At 54.3% G+C, this 19,595-nt stretch carries 24 protein-coding genes; 21 read left to right on the forward strand and 3 right to left on the reverse strand.

Annotated elements, in window-relative coordinates; genetic code table 11:
- Window positions 1–147: 147 nt before the first annotated feature.
- The 8 genes from EI185_RS14385 to EI185_RS14420 all read left to right on the forward strand — a co-directional run bounded on the left by EI185_RS14385 (window position 148) and on the right by EI185_RS14420 (window position 4,714).
- Window positions 148–1,104 carry an RluA family pseudouridine synthase gene (locus EI185_RS14385; protein WP_124705844.1) on the forward strand — a complete coding sequence of 319 codons (957 nt, stop codon included), beginning with the start codon at window positions 148–150 and terminating at the stop codon, window positions 1,102–1,104.
- On the forward strand, window positions 1,101–1,760 hold the full coding sequence (locus EI185_RS14390) for an HAD-IA family hydrolase (RefSeq protein ID WP_124705845.1): 660 nt from the start codon (window positions 1,101–1,103) through the stop codon (window positions 1,758–1,760). Before EI185_RS14385 ends, EI185_RS14390 begins: the two co-directional genes overlap by 4 nt.
- Window positions 1,739–2,098: a Rieske (2Fe-2S) protein gene (locus EI185_RS14395; RefSeq protein WP_124705846.1), complete on the forward strand. Its 360-nt coding sequence runs from the start codon at window positions 1,739–1,741 to the stop codon at window positions 2,096–2,098. The genes EI185_RS14390 and EI185_RS14395 overlap by 22 nt, the downstream gene beginning before the upstream one ends.
- Window positions 2,091–3,038 (forward strand): S49 family peptidase, encoded by a 948-nt coding sequence (locus EI185_RS14400; RefSeq protein ID WP_124705847.1) that lies wholly within the window; start codon window positions 2,091–2,093, stop codon window positions 3,036–3,038. The genes EI185_RS14395 and EI185_RS14400 overlap by 8 nt, the downstream gene beginning before the upstream one ends.
- A gap of 79 nt (window positions 3,039–3,117) precedes the next feature.
- Window positions 3,118–3,303 carry a hypothetical protein gene (locus tag EI185_RS14405; RefSeq protein WP_124705848.1) on the forward strand — a complete coding sequence of 62 codons (186 nt, stop codon included), beginning with the start codon at window positions 3,118–3,120 and terminating at the stop codon, window positions 3,301–3,303.
- A 42-nt stretch (window positions 3,304–3,345) separates the two neighbouring features.
- Window positions 3,346–3,909 (forward strand): RNA polymerase sigma factor, encoded by a 564-nt coding sequence (locus tag EI185_RS14410; protein ID WP_124705849.1) that lies wholly within the window; start codon window positions 3,346–3,348, stop codon window positions 3,907–3,909.
- On the forward strand, window positions 3,906–4,289 hold the full coding sequence (locus EI185_RS14415; protein ID WP_124705850.1) for a DUF3619 family protein: 384 nt from the start codon (window positions 3,906–3,908) through the stop codon (window positions 4,287–4,289). The genes EI185_RS14410 and EI185_RS14415 overlap by 4 nt, the downstream gene beginning before the upstream one ends.
- On the forward strand, window positions 4,262–4,714 hold the full coding sequence (locus EI185_RS14420; protein WP_124705851.1) for a DUF3106 domain-containing protein: 453 nt from the start codon (window positions 4,262–4,264) through the stop codon (window positions 4,712–4,714). Before EI185_RS14415 ends, EI185_RS14420 begins: the two co-directional genes overlap by 28 nt.
- 15 nt (window positions 4,715–4,729) lie before the next feature.
- Here EI185_RS14420 and EI185_RS14425 read toward each other — a convergent pair whose 3' ends face one another.
- From EI185_RS14425 to EI185_RS14435, 3 genes are read right to left on the reverse strand one after another with little or no spacing between them, the layout of a single operon-like run.
- Window positions 4,730–5,332, reverse strand: coding sequence for a Maf family nucleotide pyrophosphatase (locus EI185_RS14425; RefSeq protein WP_124705852.1), 603 nt, complete (start codon window positions 5,330–5,332; stop codon window positions 4,730–4,732).
- 10 nt (window positions 5,333–5,342) lie between these two features.
- Window positions 5,343–7,199: a sodium-extruding oxaloacetate decarboxylase subunit alpha gene (oadA, locus tag EI185_RS14430; protein ID WP_124705853.1), complete on the reverse strand. Its 1,857-nt coding sequence runs from the start codon at window positions 7,197–7,199 to the stop codon at window positions 5,343–5,345.
- 29 nt (window positions 7,200–7,228) lie between these two features.
- Complete coding sequence (locus EI185_RS14435; protein WP_124705854.1) at window positions 7,229–8,647, reverse strand: acetyl-CoA carboxylase biotin carboxylase subunit; 1,419 nt, start codon at window positions 8,645–8,647, stop codon at window positions 7,229–7,231.
- On the opposite strand from EI185_RS14435, the gene EI185_RS14440 reads away from it, so the two are divergent.
- The 13 genes from EI185_RS14440 (at window position 8,534) to holB (ending at window position 19,587) form a co-directional block, all read left to right on the forward strand.
- Window positions 8,534–9,214 (forward strand): YceD family protein, encoded by a 681-nt coding sequence (locus tag EI185_RS14440; protein ID WP_124705855.1) that lies wholly within the window; start codon window positions 8,534–8,536, stop codon window positions 9,212–9,214. The two genes, EI185_RS14435 and EI185_RS14440, sit on opposite strands and share 114 nt — an antisense overlap.
- Window positions 9,215–9,227: 13 nt before the next feature.
- Window positions 9,228–9,407, forward strand: coding sequence for a 50S ribosomal protein L32 (rpmF, locus tag EI185_RS14445; protein ID WP_124705856.1), 180 nt, complete (start codon window positions 9,228–9,230; stop codon window positions 9,405–9,407).
- A 118-nt stretch (window positions 9,408–9,525) separates the two neighbouring features.
- On the forward strand, window positions 9,526–10,545 hold the full coding sequence (gene plsX, locus EI185_RS14450; RefSeq protein WP_124705857.1) for a phosphate acyltransferase PlsX: 1,020 nt from the start codon (window positions 9,526–9,528) through the stop codon (window positions 10,543–10,545).
- Window positions 10,546–11,508, forward strand: a complete 963-nt coding sequence (locus EI185_RS14455; protein ID WP_124705858.1) for a beta-ketoacyl-ACP synthase III — start codon at window positions 10,546–10,548, stop codon at window positions 11,506–11,508.
- Between the two features lie 28 nt (window positions 11,509–11,536).
- Window positions 11,537–12,469 carry an ACP S-malonyltransferase gene (gene fabD / locus EI185_RS14460; RefSeq protein WP_124705859.1) on the forward strand — a complete coding sequence of 311 codons (933 nt, stop codon included), beginning with the start codon at window positions 11,537–11,539 and terminating at the stop codon, window positions 12,467–12,469.
- Between the two features lie 8 nt (window positions 12,470–12,477).
- A complete protein-coding gene (fabG, locus tag EI185_RS14465; protein WP_124705860.1) occupies window positions 12,478–13,218 on the forward strand; it encodes a 3-oxoacyl-ACP reductase FabG in 741 nt (246 codons plus the stop codon).
- A gap of 110 nt (window positions 13,219–13,328) precedes the next feature.
- Window positions 13,329–13,568 carry an acyl carrier protein gene (gene acpP / locus EI185_RS14470; protein WP_124705861.1) on the forward strand — a complete coding sequence of 80 codons (240 nt, stop codon included), beginning with the start codon at window positions 13,329–13,331 and terminating at the stop codon, window positions 13,566–13,568.
- A gap of 26 nt (window positions 13,569–13,594) precedes the next feature.
- Window positions 13,595–14,833 carry a beta-ketoacyl-ACP synthase II gene (fabF, locus tag EI185_RS14475; RefSeq protein WP_124705862.1) on the forward strand — a complete coding sequence of 413 codons (1,239 nt, stop codon included), beginning with the start codon at window positions 13,595–13,597 and terminating at the stop codon, window positions 14,831–14,833.
- Window positions 14,834–14,863: 30 nt separating this feature from the next.
- Window positions 14,864–16,180 carry an aminodeoxychorismate synthase component I gene (locus tag EI185_RS14480; protein WP_124705863.1) on the forward strand — a complete coding sequence of 439 codons (1,317 nt, stop codon included), beginning with the start codon at window positions 14,864–14,866 and terminating at the stop codon, window positions 16,178–16,180.
- Complete coding sequence (gene pabC, locus EI185_RS14485) at window positions 16,177–16,992, forward strand: aminodeoxychorismate lyase (protein ID WP_124705864.1); 816 nt, start codon at window positions 16,177–16,179, stop codon at window positions 16,990–16,992. The genes EI185_RS14480 and pabC overlap by 4 nt, the downstream gene beginning before the upstream one ends.
- Entirely contained in the window at window positions 16,985–17,974 is a 990-nt protein-coding gene (mltG, locus tag EI185_RS14490; protein ID WP_223247861.1) for an endolytic transglycosylase MltG, read from the forward strand. Before pabC ends, mltG begins: the two co-directional genes overlap by 8 nt.
- 2 nt (window positions 17,975–17,976) lie before the next feature.
- The gene (gene tmk, locus EI185_RS14495) at window positions 17,977–18,576 is read left to right on the forward strand and encodes a dTMP kinase (protein ID WP_223247862.1); all 600 of its coding nucleotides are present in this window, start codon (window positions 17,977–17,979) and stop codon (window positions 18,574–18,576) included.
- Between the two features lie 3 nt (window positions 18,577–18,579).
- Window positions 18,580–19,587, forward strand: coding sequence for a DNA polymerase III subunit delta' (gene holB, locus EI185_RS14500; RefSeq protein ID WP_124705866.1), 1,008 nt, complete (start codon window positions 18,580–18,582; stop codon window positions 19,585–19,587).
- Window positions 19,588–19,595: the final 8 nt, after the last annotated feature.

The following is a 19,595-nucleotide window of genomic DNA, read 5'->3' on the forward strand; positions in this document are numbered from 1 at the left end:
AACTAAAGCAGGCGCGATGTATCGGGACATGCATCCGGTGAGCGAAATTAACCGGCTAATTTTGCTTCTGGACGCAGAGTATTCCGTCATTTGCCAGATAAATCCAGCCTGGAAAACGTCACAGATTGCGACAGTAGTATATGCAAAATGAATGATTTACGCAAAGAATCTGTCACATACCTCAAAGTTGACGAATCCGGAGCCGGGCAGCGTGTCGACAACTTTCTGGCGCGCCACCTGAAGGGGGTTCCCAAAAGTCACCTGTACCGTATTTTGCGGAGCGGTGAGGTACGGGTAAACAAGGGGAGGGTGGATGCCGCGCGCAAACTGGAACTGGGGGATGAGATTCGTATTCCGCCCATCCGCGTAGCAGCGCCGCAAATTGTTCGGCCGACAGTTTTGCCTAAAGGCGGTATTCGTCTGGTCGAACGTATTCTTTACCATCACGAGGGCCTGCTGGTACTCGACAAGCCTGCGGGCATGGCAGTACATGGCGGCAGCGGCGTCAGTCTGGGGGTGATCGAGCAATTACGGCTGGAAATGCCGGAGCAGCGCTTTCTCGAACTTGCCCATCGCTTGGACCGGGAAACCTCGGGTGTGCTGATGCTGGCGACCAAACGCAGTGCATTGGTGGCTCTGCACGACATGATGCGCGCCAATCAGATGGACAAACGTTATTTTGCCCTGGTTCTCGGACGCTGGAGCGATGCGCTGCGCCATATCAAACAGCCGTTACACAAATATCTCAATGCCGAGGGCGAGCGGCGCGTACTGGCAAGCGCGGATGGGCAGTCTGCGCATACCGTGTTTCGTCTGCAGCGTAACTGGGCGGACTTCAGTCTGCTGGAAGCCGAACTGAAAACCGGGCGCACGCATCAGATCCGGGTGCATCTGGCCCACGCCGGCTTTCCGATTGCCGGAGATGATAAATACGGGGATTTCCCGCGCAACAAGGTGCTCGCCAAGACCGGGCTCAAGCGCATGTTTTTGCATGCGCACCGGGTCAGTATCAAACATCCCCTCAGCGGCGAGATGTTGGTCCTGGAAGCGCCACTACCCGCTGAACTGAGCAATTTTCTGGCACAACTAGACCGTGAAGCATGAATACAAGACGTTTTGATTTGCTGATATTCGACTGGGATGGCACGCTGATGGATTCAACCGGAGCCATTGCCGAGTCGATCCAGCTAGCCTGTGCCGACTTGGGATTGCGTGTACCGCAGACAGACGAGGCCCGGCAAATTATCGGCCTGGGGTTGGCTGAGGCGCTCCAAACCCTGCTGCCGGATCTGACACCTTCTGACTATCCGCGTCTGGTGGAGCGTTATCGGCACCATTTTCTCGGGCAGGATCACACCTTGCCGCTATTTGCAGGCGTGGCGGAAACCATTGCTTCGTTGCATGCGGCAGACTATTGGCTGGCGGTAGCGACCGGAAAAAGCCGTAAGGGGCTGGAGCGCGCTTTTGATCAAAGCGGTTTGCGCAAGTTTTTTCATGCTTCGCGCTGTGCGGATGAAGGCTATTCCAAACCGCACCCCGGCATGGTGCTGGAGTTGATGGATTGTTGCGGCGTCGACGCAGAGCGGACGTTGATGATTGGGGATACCAGCCATGATTTGCAAATGGCGATCAACGCCGGGGTGGCGAGCGTAGGGGTAGCATATGGTGCGCATTCGGTAGCATCCCTGCAAGCGTGTCAGCCGCTATATATTGCCGAAGATTTCAAAGGTTTGGTGGCATGGCTGGACAACAACGCCTGATTTGCGCCAGTTCAGCATTGACCGATGCCGGACAAGGTATCCGGTTTGAGCTGCAATATCTGGGTCAGACAACCCCTGCTTTTGCGATCCGCTATCGAGGCGGGGTGTATGCATATCTCAATCGCTGTGCCCATATTCCTGTCGAGTTGGACTGGCAGGAGGGGGCGTTTTTTGATCTCTCCGGGTTATACTTGCTATGTTCTACACACGGTGCAATGTATTCGCCGGAAACTGGGCAATGCATGGGTGGACGTTGCGCCGGCAAAGGGCTGGTTGCGCTTGCTGTGCAGGAATATGACGGTCATGTCTATTTAATTGAGGAAACAAATCATGTCTGAACCGGAAAAGACCGGGAACTGGGAGCGTGAAGTGCTGGAAAAATTGGCACTCGCTGCAGTCAAGGAACAGCGTACAGCTCGCCACTGGAGCATATTTTTCAAGCTGTTGGGGTTTTCCTTTTTATTCATCCTGCTGTTTCTGGGATTGGGCTGGATAGGTGATCGCGGTATCCCCATCCCCGGCAAGCATACTGCGGTGGTAGAACTGACGGGCACCATCGCTGCAGACCAGACCAGCGCCGACCAGATCACCAAGGGACTGGAAGCAGCCTTTGAGGACGTCAACACAAAGGGCGTCATTCTGCGCATTAACAGTCCGGGAGGGAGTCCTGTACAGGCGGGGCAGATTTATGACGATATCAAACGACTGCGCGCAAAATATCCCAATATTCCGCTGTACGCTGTGGTCGACGACATCTGCGCTTCCGGCGCCTATTATGTTGCAGCCGCTGCAGACAAAATCTATGTGGACAAGGCCAGTATTGTCGGGTCGATCGGTGTGCTGATGGATGGTTTCGGCTTTACCGGCACGATGCAGAAGCTGGGGGTGGAACGCCGCTTGCTGACTGCGGGTGTAAACAAAGGCTTTCTTGATCCGTTTTCCCCTGAAAACCCACAACAAGTAGCTTATGCACAGACCATGCTGGAGGAAATTCACCAGCAATTTATCAAGGCTGTGCGTGATGGGCGGGGCAGCCGCCTGAAAGAAACGCCAGATATGTTCAGTGGCCTGGTGTGGAGTGGCCAGAAAAGTATCGAGTTGGGCTTGACCGATGCGCTGGGCAGTACTGACTATGTTGCGCGCAACGTAATTAAGGCCAAGGATATCGTCGATTTTACACCGCAGGAAGGCTTTGCCAATCGTTTCGCCAAGCGCTTTGGCGTGGCCATGGGCAAGAGCATGAATCCCCTGGCATGGTCGGGTAGTGTATTGCGTTGATACCCCGCGATGTCTATCAGCCAATTGCATGTGTCCAGCACGAGCGGCTGGAATTTGCTGTACTGCGACGGATTCCTTTATGGCTCCGCTACCTGGTGGAGGATGGCCGGGAGCACGAAGCATTGGTCATGCCGACGTGCAAACCCGGCAATCAGGTGAATGGTTAATGTTGCGTTACGCTGACGGCAGTAGCGGTGAATTGCGACTTGACCAGCTCCAGCATTTTGAGGAGCGCCCGCCTGCGGGGGTTCCGGATAACATCTGATTCAATAATCTGACTGAAATCGTAAGGCAGCATACCCTTTCCGTGTCCACTCCCGAACAACTTTCCCATTTCCTCGCTGAAGTTGAACGCCGCGCCTATCGACATGCGGCCTATACCGTTCGCGATGATCAGGCGGCGCTGGACATCGTGCAGGATGCCATGCTCAAACTGGCGGAAAAGTACCTTGACCGGCCTGCCGAAGAGTATCCGATGCTTTTTCAGCGTATTTTGCAAAACACCATACGGGATTATTTCCGTCGCCAGAAAGTGCGCAACTTCTGGACCACGGCGATGTCTTTTGTGATGCCTGGCCAAGACGATCATGCTGACGATGGAGATGCAATTGAACACCTGCAGCTGACTTCCGAGTCGGATGATCCAGCCAACCAGGCCGATACAACCCAGAGACTGGCGATTATCCAGGAAGCGCTGGAAAAATTGCCGGCACGTCAACGTGAAGCCTTCCTGCTGCGTTACTGGGAAGAGATGGATACCGCAGAAACTGCGACGATCATGGGTTGTTCCGAAGGTAGCGTGAAAACGCACTGTTCACGGGCCGTCCATGCGCTTTCCAAATACCTGGAAAGCAAGGAAATAACGCTATGAATGAAGAAAATTTCTCAAAAAAAGTGATCCACTGGGTGGATGCGGATATCGACAATATTCGCCCTGAGGTGACTCAACGCCTGCTTCATGCACGCGAGCTTGCTGTCGCTCGTGCGCAGCAGCGTCACGCTACCAGCTTTGGCCTCTCCGGTAACGCCCTGCATCGCGCATCATGGTTTTCTAACCACAGGACAGCCGTTGTCGGCGTGTTACTGGTGATAGTGTTGGCGGCGGTTACCGGAATATGGCAGATAGTTCCCAGACAGCAGGAAGATGATGTTTCCCAGATTGATGCAGCGTTGCTGACTGACGATCTACCTGTGCATGCGTATCTTGATAATAGCTTCGTACAATGGATCAAAAACCCTTCCGAGCAGTAGTTTTTTGCTTGCTATTGGCACTGTCGTCCGTCTGTTTTGCGGGAGGCAAGAACAATGCGACAGAATGGCGCGAACTCACTCCCACACAGCAGCAGATTCTTGCGCCTTTGGTATCTCAATGGGATGGTATGACTGTGTTGCAACGCTCCCGGTTGATTGCGGTCGCTAAACAATATCCCAAAATGACACCCGAGGCGCGCTTGCGATTTCAAAAGCGTATCAAAGCCTGGGCTTTGCTTACTCGTGAACAGCGCGAAGAAGCGCGCGAAAACTATCGCAGGCTAAAGCGTTTGCCGAAAAAGCAACGCGAAGCCATTAAACAGCGTTGGGAAGCAAAACAGCAGACCCATCTGCCGACAGAGCCGACAACACCTGCAAAGCCTGATGTGATGCCGGCTCTGGCATCGCCCATTCAGCCTTCTTGATTGTCTCGCGCCAGGTTAGATGGGCGCCTGCCAGGTGAGCACATCCAGACCCTCCTGCGCCAGCATGCGTATCAGCGCAATCATCGGTAAACCGATCAGCGCATTCGGGTCTTCGCCTTCAAGTTTTTCAATCACCGCAATGCCCAGGCTTTCGATGCGTGCGCTGCCAGCACAGTTGTAGGGCTGATCCTTGCGCAGATAGGCTTCAATTTGCGCATCGCTAAGTTCACGAAAATGGACCGTGGTCGGCACGGACGTTGTGTGCAAGTTGCCGCTGGCGCTGTTATAGAGGGAGAGCGCGGAATGAAACACGACGCTTTTGCCGCACATCAGGCGTAATTGCGCGACTGCTTTTTCGTGAGTGCCGGGTTTGCCGATCTGCTGGCCATCCACCGTAGCAACCTGATCCGAGCCAATAATGAGCGCACGTGGATAGGCCGTCTGCACGGCCTTGGCTTTGAGTTGTGATAGGCGCAATGCAGTCGCCTCGGGCGTCTCATGAAGCAGTGGCGTTTCATCCACCTCGGGTGCAATCACTGCAAACGGTATTTGCAGACGCGACAACAACTCACGTCGATATGGTGATGTGGAGGCCAGCACCAGCGGTAATGAATTCAAGGCGAGTAACTTATTCCGGCTGGATTTCCAGAAGCGCTTGATCAGGGGTGACAGTATCTCCCTTGGTCACGTACAGGGCTATTACGGTGCCTGAAATCGAAGCCTGAATTTCATTTTCCATTTTCATGGCCTCAATCACCAGTACCGGGTCGCCTGCCTTGACCTTCTGACCCGTGGAAACCATTACATCCACGATGTTGCCGGGCATTGCAGTTGTGACATGGCCAACGTGGCTGGGACGCGGACGTCCCCCGCTCGATGCTTTTTTGTTGGTTCCTGAGTCGGATTTGGGTGAGTGACTGCTGCCGCTGGAAGTGACTTCGATTTCGTTCAAGGCCTCAACCAGAACTTCCTCGGTCACGCCGTCTACAGATACATAATATGGGCGCTCTGCCTGCCCGGCGTGGCCGGTGCCAGTAAGCCGGATATGATAGGTTTCGCCGTGCAGAGTAATGCGGAATTCGTCTGCTGCAGAGCGCGTGGTGGATGCGGCGTTTTTGGCCTCAACAGGAAGTAGTGCTTCAGCCGCCAGGGTACCCGCGTTGCGTTCCTGCAGGAACGTGCGCCCAAGATCGGGAAACATGGCATAGGTGAGTGCGTCTTCTTCGGTTCTCGACAAATCCTCGATTTCGCCACGCAGTTTTTCCATTTCGTCCGGGATCAGGTCAGCAGGACGACAGGTAATGACTTCCTGATTGCCGATGGCAAGACTGCGTACCTGCTCGTTGACTTTGCCTGGCGCCTGTCCATATCGACCTTGCAGGTAAGATTTTACTTCGTTGGTGATGGTTTTGTAGCGTCCACCAGTGAGCACATTGATAACAGCCTGGCTGCCAACGATCTGGGAAGTCGGCGTAACCAACGGAGGGTACCCCAGATCTTCGCGTACACGCGGGATCTCCAGGAGTACCTCATCCATGCGATTCAGTGAGCCTTGTTCCTTGAGCTGGTTGGACAGGTTGGAAATCATTCCACCCGGCACCTGGCTGATCAGCACACGCGGATCTACGCCGGTAAAAGTACTTTCAAACTGCCAGTACAGTTTGCGAACTTCGCGGAAATAAGCAGCGATCTCTTCCAGCAAGGCGAGGTTGAGGCCTGTGTCGTATTCAGTGCCGGCCAGTGCCGCAACCATGCTTTCGGTGGTGGGGTGGCTGGCGCCCTCCGAGAAAGCGGAGATGCAGGTATCAATGATGGTTGCGCCGGCTTCGACGGCTTTCAAATGCGCCATGCTGGCCAGGCCAGACGTGGCATGGCTGTGGGTATGAACCGGCAGGTGGGTCGCTTCACGCACGGCCTTGACCAGTTCGAAGGCGACGGTAGGTGTCAATAAACCCGCCATGTCCTTGATCGCAATCGTGTCACAGCCGAGTTCGGCAAGACCTCTGGCCAGTTCGACAAAGTGCGGGATATTGTGCACCGGACTGGTGGTGTAGGAAATTGCACCTTCGGCCTGTTTTCCCGCCTTTTTCACGGCCTCAACCGAAACGCGCATGTTGCGCAGGTCATTCATCGCATCGAATATGCGGAATACGTCCACCCCGTTGTCTGCAGACTTCTGCACAAAGGCGCGCACCACATCGTCGGCATAGTGCCGGTAACCGAGCAGATTCTGCCCGCGCAGCAGCATTTGTATGGGTGTATTGGGCAACGCCTTGCGCAGTTTTTTGAGCCGCTCCCAAGGGTCTTCTCTGAGGAAACGCACGCAGGTGTCAAAAGTGGCGCCGCCCCAGGCTTCCAGCGACCAGAAGCCCACGCTGTCGAGTTTGGCGCAAATGGGCAGCATGTGCTCGGTGCGCATGCGGGTGGCAATGAGGGATTGGGGGCCGTCGCGCAGGACGAGATCGGAAATGAATACTTTTGGCATTGTTCAGTGCAGTCTGTTGGTTGAACGAATTACAATCCGTTATGGGCAGCGATGGCAGCCGAGATAGCTGCCGCGATCATCTCGGGTGGCTGACGTACCGCATAGTTTATCAGTTCAGGGTGTGTATCCACGAACGAGGTGTTAAAACGGCCGCTGCGGAAATCCGGATTTTTCAGGATTTCCAGATAATACGGAATGGTGGTTTTTACCCCGTATACCACCATGTCAGTGAGGGCGCGGCGGCCTCGCTCCATTACGCTTTCCCAGTTCAAATTCCATACGGTGAGTTTAGCGCACATGGAATCATAGTATGGGGGAATGACATAGCCGCTATACATGGCGGCGTCAGTACGCACCCCCGGGCCACCCGGTGCGTAATAACGGGTGATGCGGCCAAAGCTGGGCAGAAAAGCATTTTTAGGATCTTCCGCATTGATCCGGAACTCCATAGCAAAACCGCGGTAATGCACGTCTTCCTGCTTGTACTGGAGCGGGTGTCCGGCAGCGATGCGGATTTGTTCTTGTACGATATCCACACCAGTAATGGCCTCGGTAATCGTGTGTTCAACCTGCAGTCGGGTATTCATTTCCATGAAGTAGAACTGGTTGTCCGAATCCAGCAAAAACTCGACTGTGCCGGCATTGGTGTATCCCACAGCCCGGGCAGCCCGCACCGCGAGCTTGCCAATATATTGACGTTGCGCTTCGGTGAGTTGGGGTGAAGGCGCGATCTCGATGAGTTTCTGGTTGCGGCGCTGAATTGAGCAGTCGCGTTCGAACAGGTGAATGGTATTGCCGTGCGTATCTGCCATGATCTGGACTTCAATGTGCTTGGGGTTCACCACGCATTTTTCCAGAAATATTTCGGGTTTCCCGAAAGCTTTGCCGGCTTCGGACACTACGCGATCATAATTTTTCAACAACTCGGCTTCTGAATCGCAGCGGCGAATGCCTCGGCCGCCGCCGCCATTGGTTGCCTTGAGCATCACGGGGTAGCCAATGCTTTTGGCTAAGGTGCGGGCTTCCTCCACATTTTCCAGATTGTGATCGCTGCCGGGTATGACGGGGATGCCTGCCTTGATCATGGCTTTGCGCGCTTCTATCTTGTCGCCCATCATGCGAATAACTTCTGCCTTTGGGCCGATGAACTTGATCCCGCGGCGTGCGCAGATTTCGGCAATTATCGGATTTTCAGATAGGAAACCATAGCCAGGATGAAGCGCATCGCAACCACTCGCCACAGCAAGATTGACGATATTGTGCGCATTTAGATAACCCTGTACCGGGTCAGAACCGATGTTGTAGGCCTTGTCGGCTTTTTTGACATGGAGCGCATGGCGGTCTGCATCTGTATAGATAGCCACGGAAGTAATATTCAATTCCGAGCATGCTCGTACGATACGAACGGCGATTTCGCCTCGATTGGCTATGAGGATTTTCTTGATCACGCGGCGAAGCCTTATTTTGACAACACAAGACGAAAATTATATCATGCGCGCCTTATGTCGGAACAGACGCACATTGACTGTCTTGCGTTTGCGCGGGGCTCTGGAGTGATGGAAGGCGTCGTTGCGGTGCGTGATTTTACACGTCTATGCGAATCTCTGGCGGACAGTACTGGCGAAATTCATTATCGAATCGAAACGGGTTTAATCGTGTCGGGACGGGCGTTCATGAGACTGGAAGCAAGCGGCAAGCTCCAGTTGCAATGCCAGCGTTGCATGCAGGGTTTTGGTTGGCATCTGGCAGCCAGTAGTCATGTATATATAGCGCGAAATGTGGCAGAACTGGATTTGTGGGATCGTCAGGCCGAAGGCTTGGAAGAGGCGGTGCTTGCAGATGGCCAATTTGACTGGTTTGCGTGGTTGGAGGACGAGATTTTATTGACGCTTCCGGCAGTTCCAGTGCATTCCACCGAAGCGTGCCCGACAGATCAAATCGTACCGCAGGCGTGTAAGCCTAACCCTTTTGCTATGCTGGCAACTTTGAAGCAGCATCAAAAATTGAAATCTTGATTGGAGTACTAAAATGGCAGTTCAGCAGAATAAAAAATCCCCGTCCAAGCGCGGCATGCATCGCTCGCACGACTTCCTGACCAATCCGCCTCTGGCGATTGAACCGACTACTGGCGAAGTCCATTTGCGTCATCACATCAGCCCTAACGGTTTTTATCGTGGGCGTAAAGTGGTGCGTAGCAAGGACGAATAAGTCTTCGCAGAATCCACTCTGTGCAATTTATTTGCGTCACGACGTGTGAGTTGGCTTTCCTGTTGATGTCAATATCAGCACATTCAATGTTGCAACGTTTGGACGCAATCCCCGAATCATGAGAGATGTTACCGTGGCCATCGATGCCATGGGAGGTGACCATGGCCCGCATGTCACCATCCCCGCCGCATTGAAGTGCCTTGCGCGTGATCCGGAACTGAATATTGTTCTGGTAGGCCTGCAGGATGTTGTCGAGGCCGAATTGCGTATGCGGCGCGGTAAAACAAGCTCACGGCTGCGTATCCACCCCGCCACTGAAGTCGTCGCCATGGACGAGTCACCGGCTCTCGCCATGCGCAACAAAAAAGACTCTTCCATGCGCGTCGCGATTGACCTGGTCAAGAGCGGCGAGGCGAACGCCTGCGTGTCAGCCGGAAATACCGGCGCCCTAATGGCCACCGCGCGCTTTGTTCTGAAAATGCTGCCCGGTATTGAACGTCCTGCAATAGCCGCCGAAATGCCCACTGTTAAAGGCCATACTTACGTGCTGGATATGGGAGCAAACGTGGATTGCAGTGCCGAACATTTGCTGCAGTTCGGCATTATGGGTGCCATGCTGGTGTCAGCGCTTGAGCAGAATGAAGCACCCAGTGTGGGGCTGCTCAATGTGGGCGAGGAAGAAATCAAGGGTAACGAAATCGTCAAGCAGGCGGCAGATTTATTGCGTAGTAGTGGTTTGAATTTTTACGGTAATGTGGAAGGAAACGATATTTTCAAAGGCACAACGGATGTCGTGGTCTGCGATGGATTTGTCGGAAATATCGCCCTTAAAAGCTCTGAGGGGCTGGCAAAAATGATCGCAACCATGTTGCGGGAAGAATTCAAGCGCAACATGTTTACGCGTATGGCCGGATTTATCGCCTTGCCGGTGCTGAATGCTTTTAAAAGGCGGGTTGATCCACGTCGCTACAATGGCGCTACCCTGCTTGGTTTGCGTGGCATCGTGATCAAAAGCCACGGTAGTGCAGACCGATTTGCTTTCGAGCATGCGATAGAACAGGCAGTACGCGAAGTGCGCAGCGGCGTGTTAAACCGTATCACTCAACAAATGGCCACGCTGCACAAGGAAGTCGCTTAAATGTATTCCAGAATCTCCGGTACGGGGAGCTATCTGCCGGAGCGTATCCTCACCAATGCCGATCTGGAGAAAATGGTTGATACTTCAGATCAATGGATTGTGGAACGCACCGGTATTCGCGAGCGCCATCTTGCCGCCGAGCATGAAACGACCAGTGATCTGGCTGTCGCGGCAGCGCGTCAGGCAATCATGGCAGCAGAGATTGATGTGGCGGAAATTGATCTGGTGATCGTCGCGACCACCACACCGGATCTGGTATTTCCAAGTACGGCCTGCCTGGTGCAAAACAAACTGGGTATGAGCAACGGAAGCGCGGCGTTTGATGTGCAAGCCGTTTGCAGCGGCTTCGTTTATGCCTTGTCCATCGCCGACAATTTTATCCGTGCAGGTCAGGCGCGACGTGCCTTGGTCATTGGCGCCGAGACGCTGTCGCGGATCACTGACTGGAACGACCGCGGAAACTGCATATTGTGGGGGGATGGTGCAGGTGCAGTCATTCTTGAGGCCAGCGAGACTCCCGGCATTATCTCCAGCCACTTGCATGCCGATGGCCGTTACAAGGATCTGCTGCACGTGAATGGTGGTGTCTCGGCAGGATATGCAGATGCCAAGCCCACTATGCAGATGCAAGGCAATGCGGTTTTCAAAATGGCGGTCAATACCCTTGACGCGATTGTGGATGAAACATTGGCTGCCAATAATTTGCAAAAATCCGACATCAATTGGCTGGTGCCGCACCAGGCCAATATTCGTATTATCCAGGCCACTGCCAAAAAGCTCGGTATGAGTATGGACAATGTTGTGGTGACGGTGGATCGCCACGGTAATACTTCTGCGGCCTCCATCCCGCTGGCACTGGATACGGCGGTACGCGACGGACGCATCCAGGCGGGTGAAATTGTCCTGATGGAAGCTTTTGGTGGCGGTTTCACCTGGGGTTCTGTTCTTGTTAAATGGTCTTAGCTAATCATTTCAGTTATTTGATTTATAGATGAAATTATCATTTGTTTTTCCTGGTCAGGGATCCCAGTCGGTAGGTATGATGCAAGGCTTTGACAGCCTGCCTATCGTGCGCGAAACATTTGCAGAAGCTGCGGATATATTGGGTGTGGATATCTGGAAAATGGTCAACTCCGGTACCGCCGAGCAGTTGGGTATGACTGTGAATACCCAACCGGTGATGCTTGCTGCCGGGGTAGCTACTTATCGTGCCTGGCTTGATCAAGGTGGGTTGTCGCCGGAAGTCATGGCCGGGCATAGCCTGGGCGAGTATTCCGCATTGGTGGCGGCGGGCGCGTTGTCGTTCGCGGATGCTCTGTCGCTGGTGCGGTTACGAGCTGAAGCCATGCAGAGCGCGGTTGCAGAAGGCGTGGGGGCCATGGCAGCCATCCTCGGACTGGACGACGATGTAGTGCGAGACGTGTGCACGGAAGCGGCACAAGCTGAGGTGCTGGAACCGGTTAACTTCAATTCGCCTGGGCAAGTGGTCATTGCCGGCAATAAGGCCGCTGTTGAGCGAGGCATGGCTCTGGCGAAGGAAAAAGGCGCCAAGCGTGCCTTGTTGCTGCCGGTTTCGGTACCTTCGCACTGCGCGTTGATGCGCCCGGCTGCAGTGCAACTTGCTGCGTACCTTGAATCCGTGACTATCCACTCTCCACGCATATCTGTCCTGCACAACGCAGATGTAATGGCTTATAGTGATCCGGCCCAGATTCGTAGCGCATTGGCTCGCCAGCTTTATAATCCGGTACGTTGGGTAGAAACCATATGCGCTATGGCCGCTCAGGGCGTAACTCATAGCGTTGAGTGCGGACCGGGAAAAGTACTGGCCGGTCTCAATAAACGCATTGACAATAGTATTCAGGTTTACGCGCTGACCAGCGTGGATGCGATCAACGAGATCAAATCCGTATTGGCTGGATAGGAGAAACCATGGCTCAGGGAAAAATTGCATTAGTTACTGGCGCAAGCCGGGGTATAGGTAAAGCCATCGCACTGGAGTTGGGTAAACAAGGGACGATTGTTGTCGGCACAGCGACCAGCGAAACGGGAGCCCAGGCGATCAGCGATTACTTGCAGCAGTCCGCACTGCAAGGTGCGGGGGTGGTGTTGCAAGTGACCGATGCCGAGAGCATCAATTCAGCGTTGGAACAGATTCAGCAACGCTTCGGTGAAATTGCCATTCTGGTCAATAATGCAGGCATCACCCGCGATAATCTGCTTATGCGGATGAAAGATGAGGAATGGGATGATGTGATTGCAACCAACCTCGGGTCGGTATTCAGGCTGTCGCGGGCGGTACTTCGTGCCATGATGAAAGCCCGTTATGGTCGTATCATCAATATTGCCTCGGTAGTTGGCGCCATGGGTAATGCAGGACAAACCAACTATTCGGCAACCAAGGCAGGGTTGGTCGGATTTTCCAAATCCTTGGCGCGTGAAGTGGGTAGTCGTAACATCACGGTTAACTGCGTATCCCCCGGCTTTATCGATACGGATATGACGCGTGCCCTGCCGGAAGCACAGCGCGATGCGTTGCTGACGCATATTCCCCTCGGACGTTTGGGGCAGGTGGCGGATATTGCGCATGCAGTGGGTTTCTTGGCTTCCGGAGCGGCAGGATACATAACGGGTGCCAACCTGCATGTGAATGGCGGTATGTACATGGAGTGAGCGGTTTCAGCAATGGCCCGATGGCCTGTGCGGTACCGTTCCAATTTGGGTAATGCTGGCAAGTTTGTTAGAATGCCAGCGCTTTTTGTTTAATACTTGGGAGTATCTAGATGGACAATATCGAACAGCGTGTCAAGAAAATCGTCGCAGAACAACTGGGCGTAAATGAAGCGGATGTTAAAACCGAATCTTCCTTTGTCGATGATTTGGGTGCAGATTCGCTGGATACAGTTGAATTGGTCATGGCGCTTGAAGAAGAATTCGAGTGTGAAATTCCTGACGAAGAAGCTGAAAAAATCACCACCGTCAAATTGGCCATTGATTACATCAATAGCCATCTCGCCAAATAATTTACCAGAGTCTCGCGGAGTCGTTATTGTCCAAGCGTAGAGTAGTGATTACCGGTCTGGGGATTGTGTCCCCGGTCGGCATAGGCCTCCAGGAATCCTGGGGTAATATCCTGGCGGGTAAATCAGGCATTACCCGTATCACCCGTTTCGACCCCACGCTGTTTGCTTGCCAAATTGCCGGGGACGTCAAGAATTTCGATGTGGGGCAATATCTTAATCCCAAAGATGCTCGCCGCATGGATGTCTTCATCCAATATGGCATGGTTGCTGCAATCGAAGCGGTCAAAGATGCCGGGTTGGAAGTTACAGCGGAAAACGCCGAGCGTATTGGCGTTAATATCGGTTCCGGGATTGGCGGTTTGCCCCTGATCGAGGAAACGCACAATATCTATCTAGCAGGCGGCCCCCGCAAGATTTCACCGTTTTTTATACCGGCTTCGATTATCAATATGATCGCAGGCAACCTGTCCATTCTGTATGGATTCAAGGGCCCGAATCTGGCAATGGTCACCGCCTGTAGCACGGCTACCCATTGTATCGGTGATTCCGCCCGCATGATCGAGTATGGCGATGCGGATGTGATGGTCGCGGGCGGGGCGGAATCGGCGATCAGCCCCCTGGGCATGGGAGGATTCGCAGCCGCGCGTGCCTTGTCCACGCGGAATGATGATCCGGCCACCTCAAGTCGCCCTTGGGACAAGGGGCGTGACGGCTTCGTCATGGGGGAGGGTGCAGGTATTCTGGTGCTGGAGGAATACGAACACGCCAAGGCGCGCGGCGCAAAAATCTATGCAGAAGTCGCCGGTTTCGGCATGAGTGGCGATGCCTACCATATGACTGCCCCGGTAGAAAATGGCGAGGGCGCAGCACGTTGCATGCGTAATGCACTGAAAAACGCAGGTCTGAATGCCGACCAAGTGGATTATATCAATGCTCACGGCACGTCCACGCCGCTGGGTGACTTGGCCGAAACCATGGCTGTAAAGCGCGCCCTGGGCGATCATGCTTACAAAGCAGCCATCAGTTCAACCAAATCCATGACCGGGCATTTGCTGGGTGCAGCGGGCGGCGTAGAGGCTGTATTTTCTGCGCTGAGCATACATGAACAGGTCGCACCACCTACGATCAATATTTTTGATCAGGACGAAGCCTGTGACCTGGACTATGTGCCGAATACAGCCCGGCAGATGAAAATTGACGTGGCGTTGTCGAACTCGTTTGGTTTTGGCGGTACCAACGGCACGCTGGTGTTTCGTAAAGTCTAACCCAGGCGCTGGGCTGCAGCGCTTATCCTTGTGCCTGTTCTTTTACTTCCCGGCAGCGCCGATTTGTTAAGTCTTCATCAGGCCGACCCACAGCGCTATCCGGTGCTGCTGGAAACGGCGTCTGGTGACGGCTGGGATATCCTGCTGGCTTTTCCGCAACAAACTCTGTTATTCAAGAACGGTGAAGCTCAACAGTGTCTGGGTCAACTGGATGCTGCATGGCAAGCTGCATGCTGTGTGTCGGATCCGGCCATTGGGCACTTGCCGTTCCGTGGCGGCTGGTTTCTCTATCTGGGTTATGAACTATTGGAGGGATTGGAGCCCACGGTACCTCCCCGCTCAGCCGATACCGATTTTCCTCTTGCTGCGATCATCCGGATGCCTGCCGCTGTGATGGTGAATCGCCGCAGCGGTGAAACCTGGCTGTTTGCCGAGGCTGATTATGCGAGATTTCTGGATACTTTGAAGGACGATCTGGCTGGGTTGCCACCTGTCAGCGACATTCCCGTCACGCTTCTCGATCTGCAGGAAGCTCCTGAACAGGATTTCCTTGAAGGGGTAAGGCATATCCAGCAGTACATCCGTGCCGGGGATGTGTTCCAGGTCAATTTGTCACGCCGCTGGCATGGCCGTGTACAAGGCAAAGCACCCGCGGTGTCCCTGTATCAGGCACTGCGTCGCAGCAACCCGGCGCCATTTTCCGGACTGGCGCACCTTACTCCAGAACATACCATTGTCAGTTCCTCACCCGAACGTCTGGTACAGGTGCAAGCAGGCATGGCGCACACCAGACCCATCGCAGGCACTCATCCGCGCCACAGTGACCACCAGCAGGACGCACAAACCCGCGCTGAGCTGGTCGCTCACCCCAAAGAGCGGGCTGAACATGTAATGCTGGTAGATCTTGAGCGCAATGACCTGGGCCGAGTATGTGTGCCGGGCAGCGTGCAGGTAGCCGAACTGATGGCGGTGACCAGCTACACTTATGTTCACCATATCGAATCGACGGTTGTAGGCAGGCTGCGCGCCGGGATCACGCCGGTACAGGTCATTCGTGCCCTGTTTCCGGGTGGCACTATCACCGGATGTCCTAAAGTACGCACCATGCAAATCATCCGCGAACTCGAAGCCACGCCGCGCTATGCCTATACCGGCAGTATGGGTTATCTGAACCGGGATGGAGACATGGATTTGAATATCCTGATTCGTACCATCATGGTGACAGGTGAGCATATCGGCTTCTCGGCGGGTGCCGGTATCGTGGCGGATTCTGATCCGATAGCCGAACTCAACGAAACGCGCGCCAAGGCCAAGGGCTTGCTGCGGGCACTGGGATTAGCCGGATGATTCTGGTGAATGGCGTGGAAACCGGCATGCTGGATGCACTGGATCGCGGGCTGGCTTATGGCGACGGCATATTCCGTACACTGCTGTTGCGCGATGGCAGGGCTGTGGCATGGGCGCGCCAATATGCGAAAATTGTTGCAGATTGTGGACGACTGGATTTGCCTGTGCCAGCGCTGGCAGCACTGGAAGCGGATTTGGCTTGTATCGCCGCGGATACGCGGGATTGCGTGGTCAAGATTATTGTTACCCGAGGTAGCGGGGTGCGTGGTTACGCAGTTGCTGCCGATTTGATTGAGTCACGTACAATTGCGATCAGCAGCCCGATGCCAATTTATCCCCGCGACCATGTCGAACATGGGATTGTTGCCCGTGTCTGCGATTTGCGCCTTGCGCGGCAACCCGCGCTAGCTGGAATTAAGCATCTTAACCGGCTGGAAAATGTGCTGGCACGCAGGGAATGGAATGACACCCAAATTGCCGAAGGTATTCTGCTGGATGCAGCGAATAAAGTAATCGGTGGCACGATGAGTAATTTGTTCATGGTGCGCGGCAATACATTGCTTACTCCGGACCTGTCAGCCTGCGGCATTTGTGGCGTGACTCGCGAGCGCATTCTTGCTGCGGGATCCAGGCTGGACCTGAAAACCGAAATAGGTGAATTTGAACTTAAGGATTTGTACTCAGCAGACGCTGTGATGTTATGTAATAGCGTGATCGGCGTCTGGCAAATTCGTACACTTGCGAATCGGCATTGGCAACCGCATTCCTATGTTCGGATGATACGTACTCTACTGGAACAAGACTTTGATTAAACGTTTGATGGTTTTATTGCTGGTCGCATTGCTGGGGATGGGTGGCTATCTGTTCTGGTATGCACGCACTCCTTTACCGCTGAAATCATTGCCAGTCGAATTTACGCTTAAGCCTGGTAGCAGCATGACTGCAGTGGCGGAGCAGCTGCGTCAGCAGGGCGTGATTGACAGTGCCTGGCAATTCAGATTGCTGGCAAGAGTGCTAGGCGATGCTGCGCGAATCAAGGCTGGACATTACACACTCGGACGCGCCACCACGCCGGTAGAATTGCTCAGAAAACTCACCCAGGGCGAAGTCAGTTTGCGCGAAATTGTGTTTATCGAGGGTTGGACTTTCCAGCAAATGCGCGAAGCGCTGGATGCCCATCCGGCTCTGCGCCATGACACCACCAACATGAGCGAGGCACAGATACTCACTGCGTTGAACATCCCCGAAACACACGCCGAGGGTCTGTTTTTTCCTGCCAAGTATTACATTGACCCCGGCAACAGTGACATTTCCATCCTGCGTCGTGCCTATGAAACCATGCAGATGCATCTCGCCAAGGAATGGGCGACGCGCCAGCCTGGGTTGCCTTATGAAAATCCCTATCAGGCTCTGACAATGGCATCCATTATTGAGAAAGAAACCGGTATGGCCAGCGAGCGTCCCCTAATTGCTGCCGTGTTTATCAACCGCTTGCGCAACGGGATGCGCTTGCAAACCGACCCCAGTGTGATCTATGGCCTCGGCGACGCTTTTGATGGCAACTTGCACAAGCGCGACCTGCTGGCTGATACGCCTTATAACACCTATACCCGCGCAGGTTTGCCCCCTACGCCGATAGCCATGCCGGGTCTCGATTCGATCCATGCCGCACTGAATCCGGCCTCCAGCCAGGCTTTATATTTTGTTGCCAAGGGCAACGGCAGCCATGTTTTTTCAGACAATCTCGAAGAGCACAATCGCGCTGTGATGCGCTATCAAAAAAGCGGAAACTGAGTATGCCATTCATCACGTTGGAAGGAATTGACGGCGCAGGCAAGACCAGCCATCTGTCGTGGCTGGCGGACAAGCTGCGTGCACGGGGTGTTGAAGTGGTGGTTACGCGCGAGCCAGGCGGGACGCCGCTGGGTGAAAAGCTGCGCGAAATATTGCTGGCCGAGCCCATGCATGTCGAAACCGAAGCCTTATTGATGTTTGCAGCACGCCGGGAACATCTGGATCGAGTGATACTGCCTGCGTTGGCGCGGGGGGCTTATGTCGTCTCGGATCGATTTACCGATGCCAGCTTTGCCTATCAATGCGGTGGACGCGGCATAGCTGAATCCAGATTGCGAATTCTGGAGGACTGGGTGCAGGCAGGATTGCAGCCGGATTTGACGCTCCTGTTTGATGTGGAAGTCTCGGTAGCGGCCCAGCGACTGGCGGCAAATGCCAGTCTGGATAGATTCGAGCAAGAGCAGCAGGATTTTTTTGAGCGCGTACGGGCCATGTATTTACATCGTGCAGAACAATATCCAGCGCGATTCCGGATAATCAGGACTGACCGCAGTCTGGATGAAATTCGCGCTACGCTGGACCCTATCATTGCAGCTATTTAAATCATGAGCGCGCACACATGGAATGATGCGGTCTGGCAACGCTTGTTGCTGTTGCGTAAACAGCTTCCGCATGCATTGCTGTTCCATGGGCGCGCAGGCATCGGAAAATTGGCGCTGGCAGAACAGCTAGTACAGCTTGTATTGTGCGAGAACCCGCATGCAGATGGGCATGAAGCGTGCGGCGTCTGTCCATCCTGCCATTGGCTGCGCCAGAACAGTCACCCGGATTTTATGAAGCTGCAGCCTGCTGCGCTTGAGGAAAGCGAGCTGCATACAGAGCTGGCCGACCGTAAAGGCCCGGCTGCGGGGCAGCATATCAGCGTGGCGCAGGTGCGTGAATTGACGCAATTTGCTCAATTGAGCTCGCATCGTGGCGGTTTGCGTGTCGCGCTGATCCATCCGGCAGAAGCCATGAATGCGGCGGCGGCCAATGCGCTGTTGAAGACACTGGAAGAGCCGCCGCCGAATATCCTGCTGATTCTGGTCAGCCATCAGTCAAGCCGGCTGTTGCCAACCATACTGAGTCGCTGCCACCAGATTCGTTTTGCTCTGCCTAATCCTGCTGCGGCGCAGTCCTGGTTGGCTCAGCAAGGCATACGTGAAGCCGATGTCTGCCTGGCGCAGGCCGGGGGAGCACCCTTATTGGCCAGCGAACTGGCGGACGCGGATTATCAGGAACGAAGGTGCGGATTCCTGACCGGGCTGCTTAAAATGAATGCTGCAGATACCTTGCGTATTGCCGAGCATCACTCCAAACAACCGCTGCCAGATATGGTGCACTGGTTGCAGTTGTGGGTGCATGACCTGGCCAGCCTGCGTCTGGCAGGACGCTTGTATTATCAGCTCGATTATGAGCAGGAATTGCGAGGTATGGCGGGGCGTGCTAACTTATCCAGATTACTGGATTTTCAACGCCGCCTGCAAGCGGCGCGTGCCAGCGTCCAGCATCCACTGGCAGCGCAGATGGTGCTGGAGGATTTGCTGCTGGAATATGCGGGGCTATTTGAATGAATGGAGCA

Origin of the sequence: Sulfuriferula multivorans (assembly GCF_003851125.1) — a bacterium.
GTDB lineage: Bacteria > Pseudomonadota > Gammaproteobacteria > Burkholderiales > Sulfuriferulaceae > Sulfuriferula > Sulfuriferula multivorans.

Excerpts from the sequence above, each read along its gene's own strand:
- tmk (WP_223247862.1), top strand. The coding sequence starts at position 17,977 with ATGCCATTCATCACGTTGGAAGGAATTGACGGCGCAGGCAAGACCAGC.
- EI185_RS14455 (WP_124705858.1), top strand. The coding sequence starts at position 10,546 with ATGTATTCCAGAATCTCCGGTACGGGGAGCTATCTGCCGGAGCGTATC.
- oadA (WP_124705853.1), bottom strand. The coding sequence starts at position 7,199 with ATGCCAAAAGTATTCATTTCCGATCTCGTCCTGCGCGACGGCCCCCAA.
- EI185_RS14385 (WP_124705844.1), top strand. The coding sequence starts at position 148 with ATGAATGATTTACGCAAAGAATCTGTCACATACCTCAAAGTTGACGAA.
- plsX (WP_124705857.1), top strand. The coding sequence starts at position 9,526 with ATGAGAGATGTTACCGTGGCCATCGATGCCATGGGAGGTGACCATGGC.
- holB (WP_124705866.1), top strand. The coding sequence starts at position 18,580 with ATGAGCGCGCACACATGGAATGATGCGGTCTGGCAACGCTTGTTGCTG.
- EI185_RS14395 (WP_124705846.1), top strand. The coding sequence starts at position 1,739 with ATGGCTGGACAACAACGCCTGATTTGCGCCAGTTCAGCATTGACCGAT.
- EI185_RS14415 (WP_124705850.1), top strand. The coding sequence starts at position 3,906 with ATGAATGAAGAAAATTTCTCAAAAAAAGTGATCCACTGGGTGGATGCG.
- fabG (WP_124705860.1), top strand. The coding sequence starts at position 12,478 with ATGGCTCAGGGAAAAATTGCATTAGTTACTGGCGCAAGCCGGGGTATA.
- acpP (WP_124705861.1), top strand. The coding sequence starts at position 13,329 with ATGGACAATATCGAACAGCGTGTCAAGAAAATCGTCGCAGAACAACTG.
- EI185_RS14400 (WP_124705847.1), top strand. The coding sequence starts at position 2,091 with ATGTCTGAACCGGAAAAGACCGGGAACTGGGAGCGTGAAGTGCTGGAA.
- EI185_RS14420 (WP_124705851.1), top strand. The coding sequence starts at position 4,262 with ATGGATCAAAAACCCTTCCGAGCAGTAGTTTTTTGCTTGCTATTGGCA.
- EI185_RS14390 (WP_124705845.1), top strand. The coding sequence starts at position 1,101 with ATGAATACAAGACGTTTTGATTTGCTGATATTCGACTGGGATGGCACG.
- rpmF (WP_124705856.1), top strand. The coding sequence starts at position 9,228 with ATGGCAGTTCAGCAGAATAAAAAATCCCCGTCCAAGCGCGGCATGCAT.
- EI185_RS14405 (WP_124705848.1), top strand. The coding sequence starts at position 3,118 with ATGGCTCCGCTACCTGGTGGAGGATGGCCGGGAGCACGAAGCATTGGT.
- pabC (WP_124705864.1), top strand. The coding sequence starts at position 16,177 with ATGATTCTGGTGAATGGCGTGGAAACCGGCATGCTGGATGCACTGGAT.
- EI185_RS14440 (WP_124705855.1), top strand. The coding sequence starts at position 8,534 with ATGGCGGTCTGCATCTGTATAGATAGCCACGGAAGTAATATTCAATTC.
- fabD (WP_124705859.1), top strand. The coding sequence starts at position 11,537 with ATGAAATTATCATTTGTTTTTCCTGGTCAGGGATCCCAGTCGGTAGGT.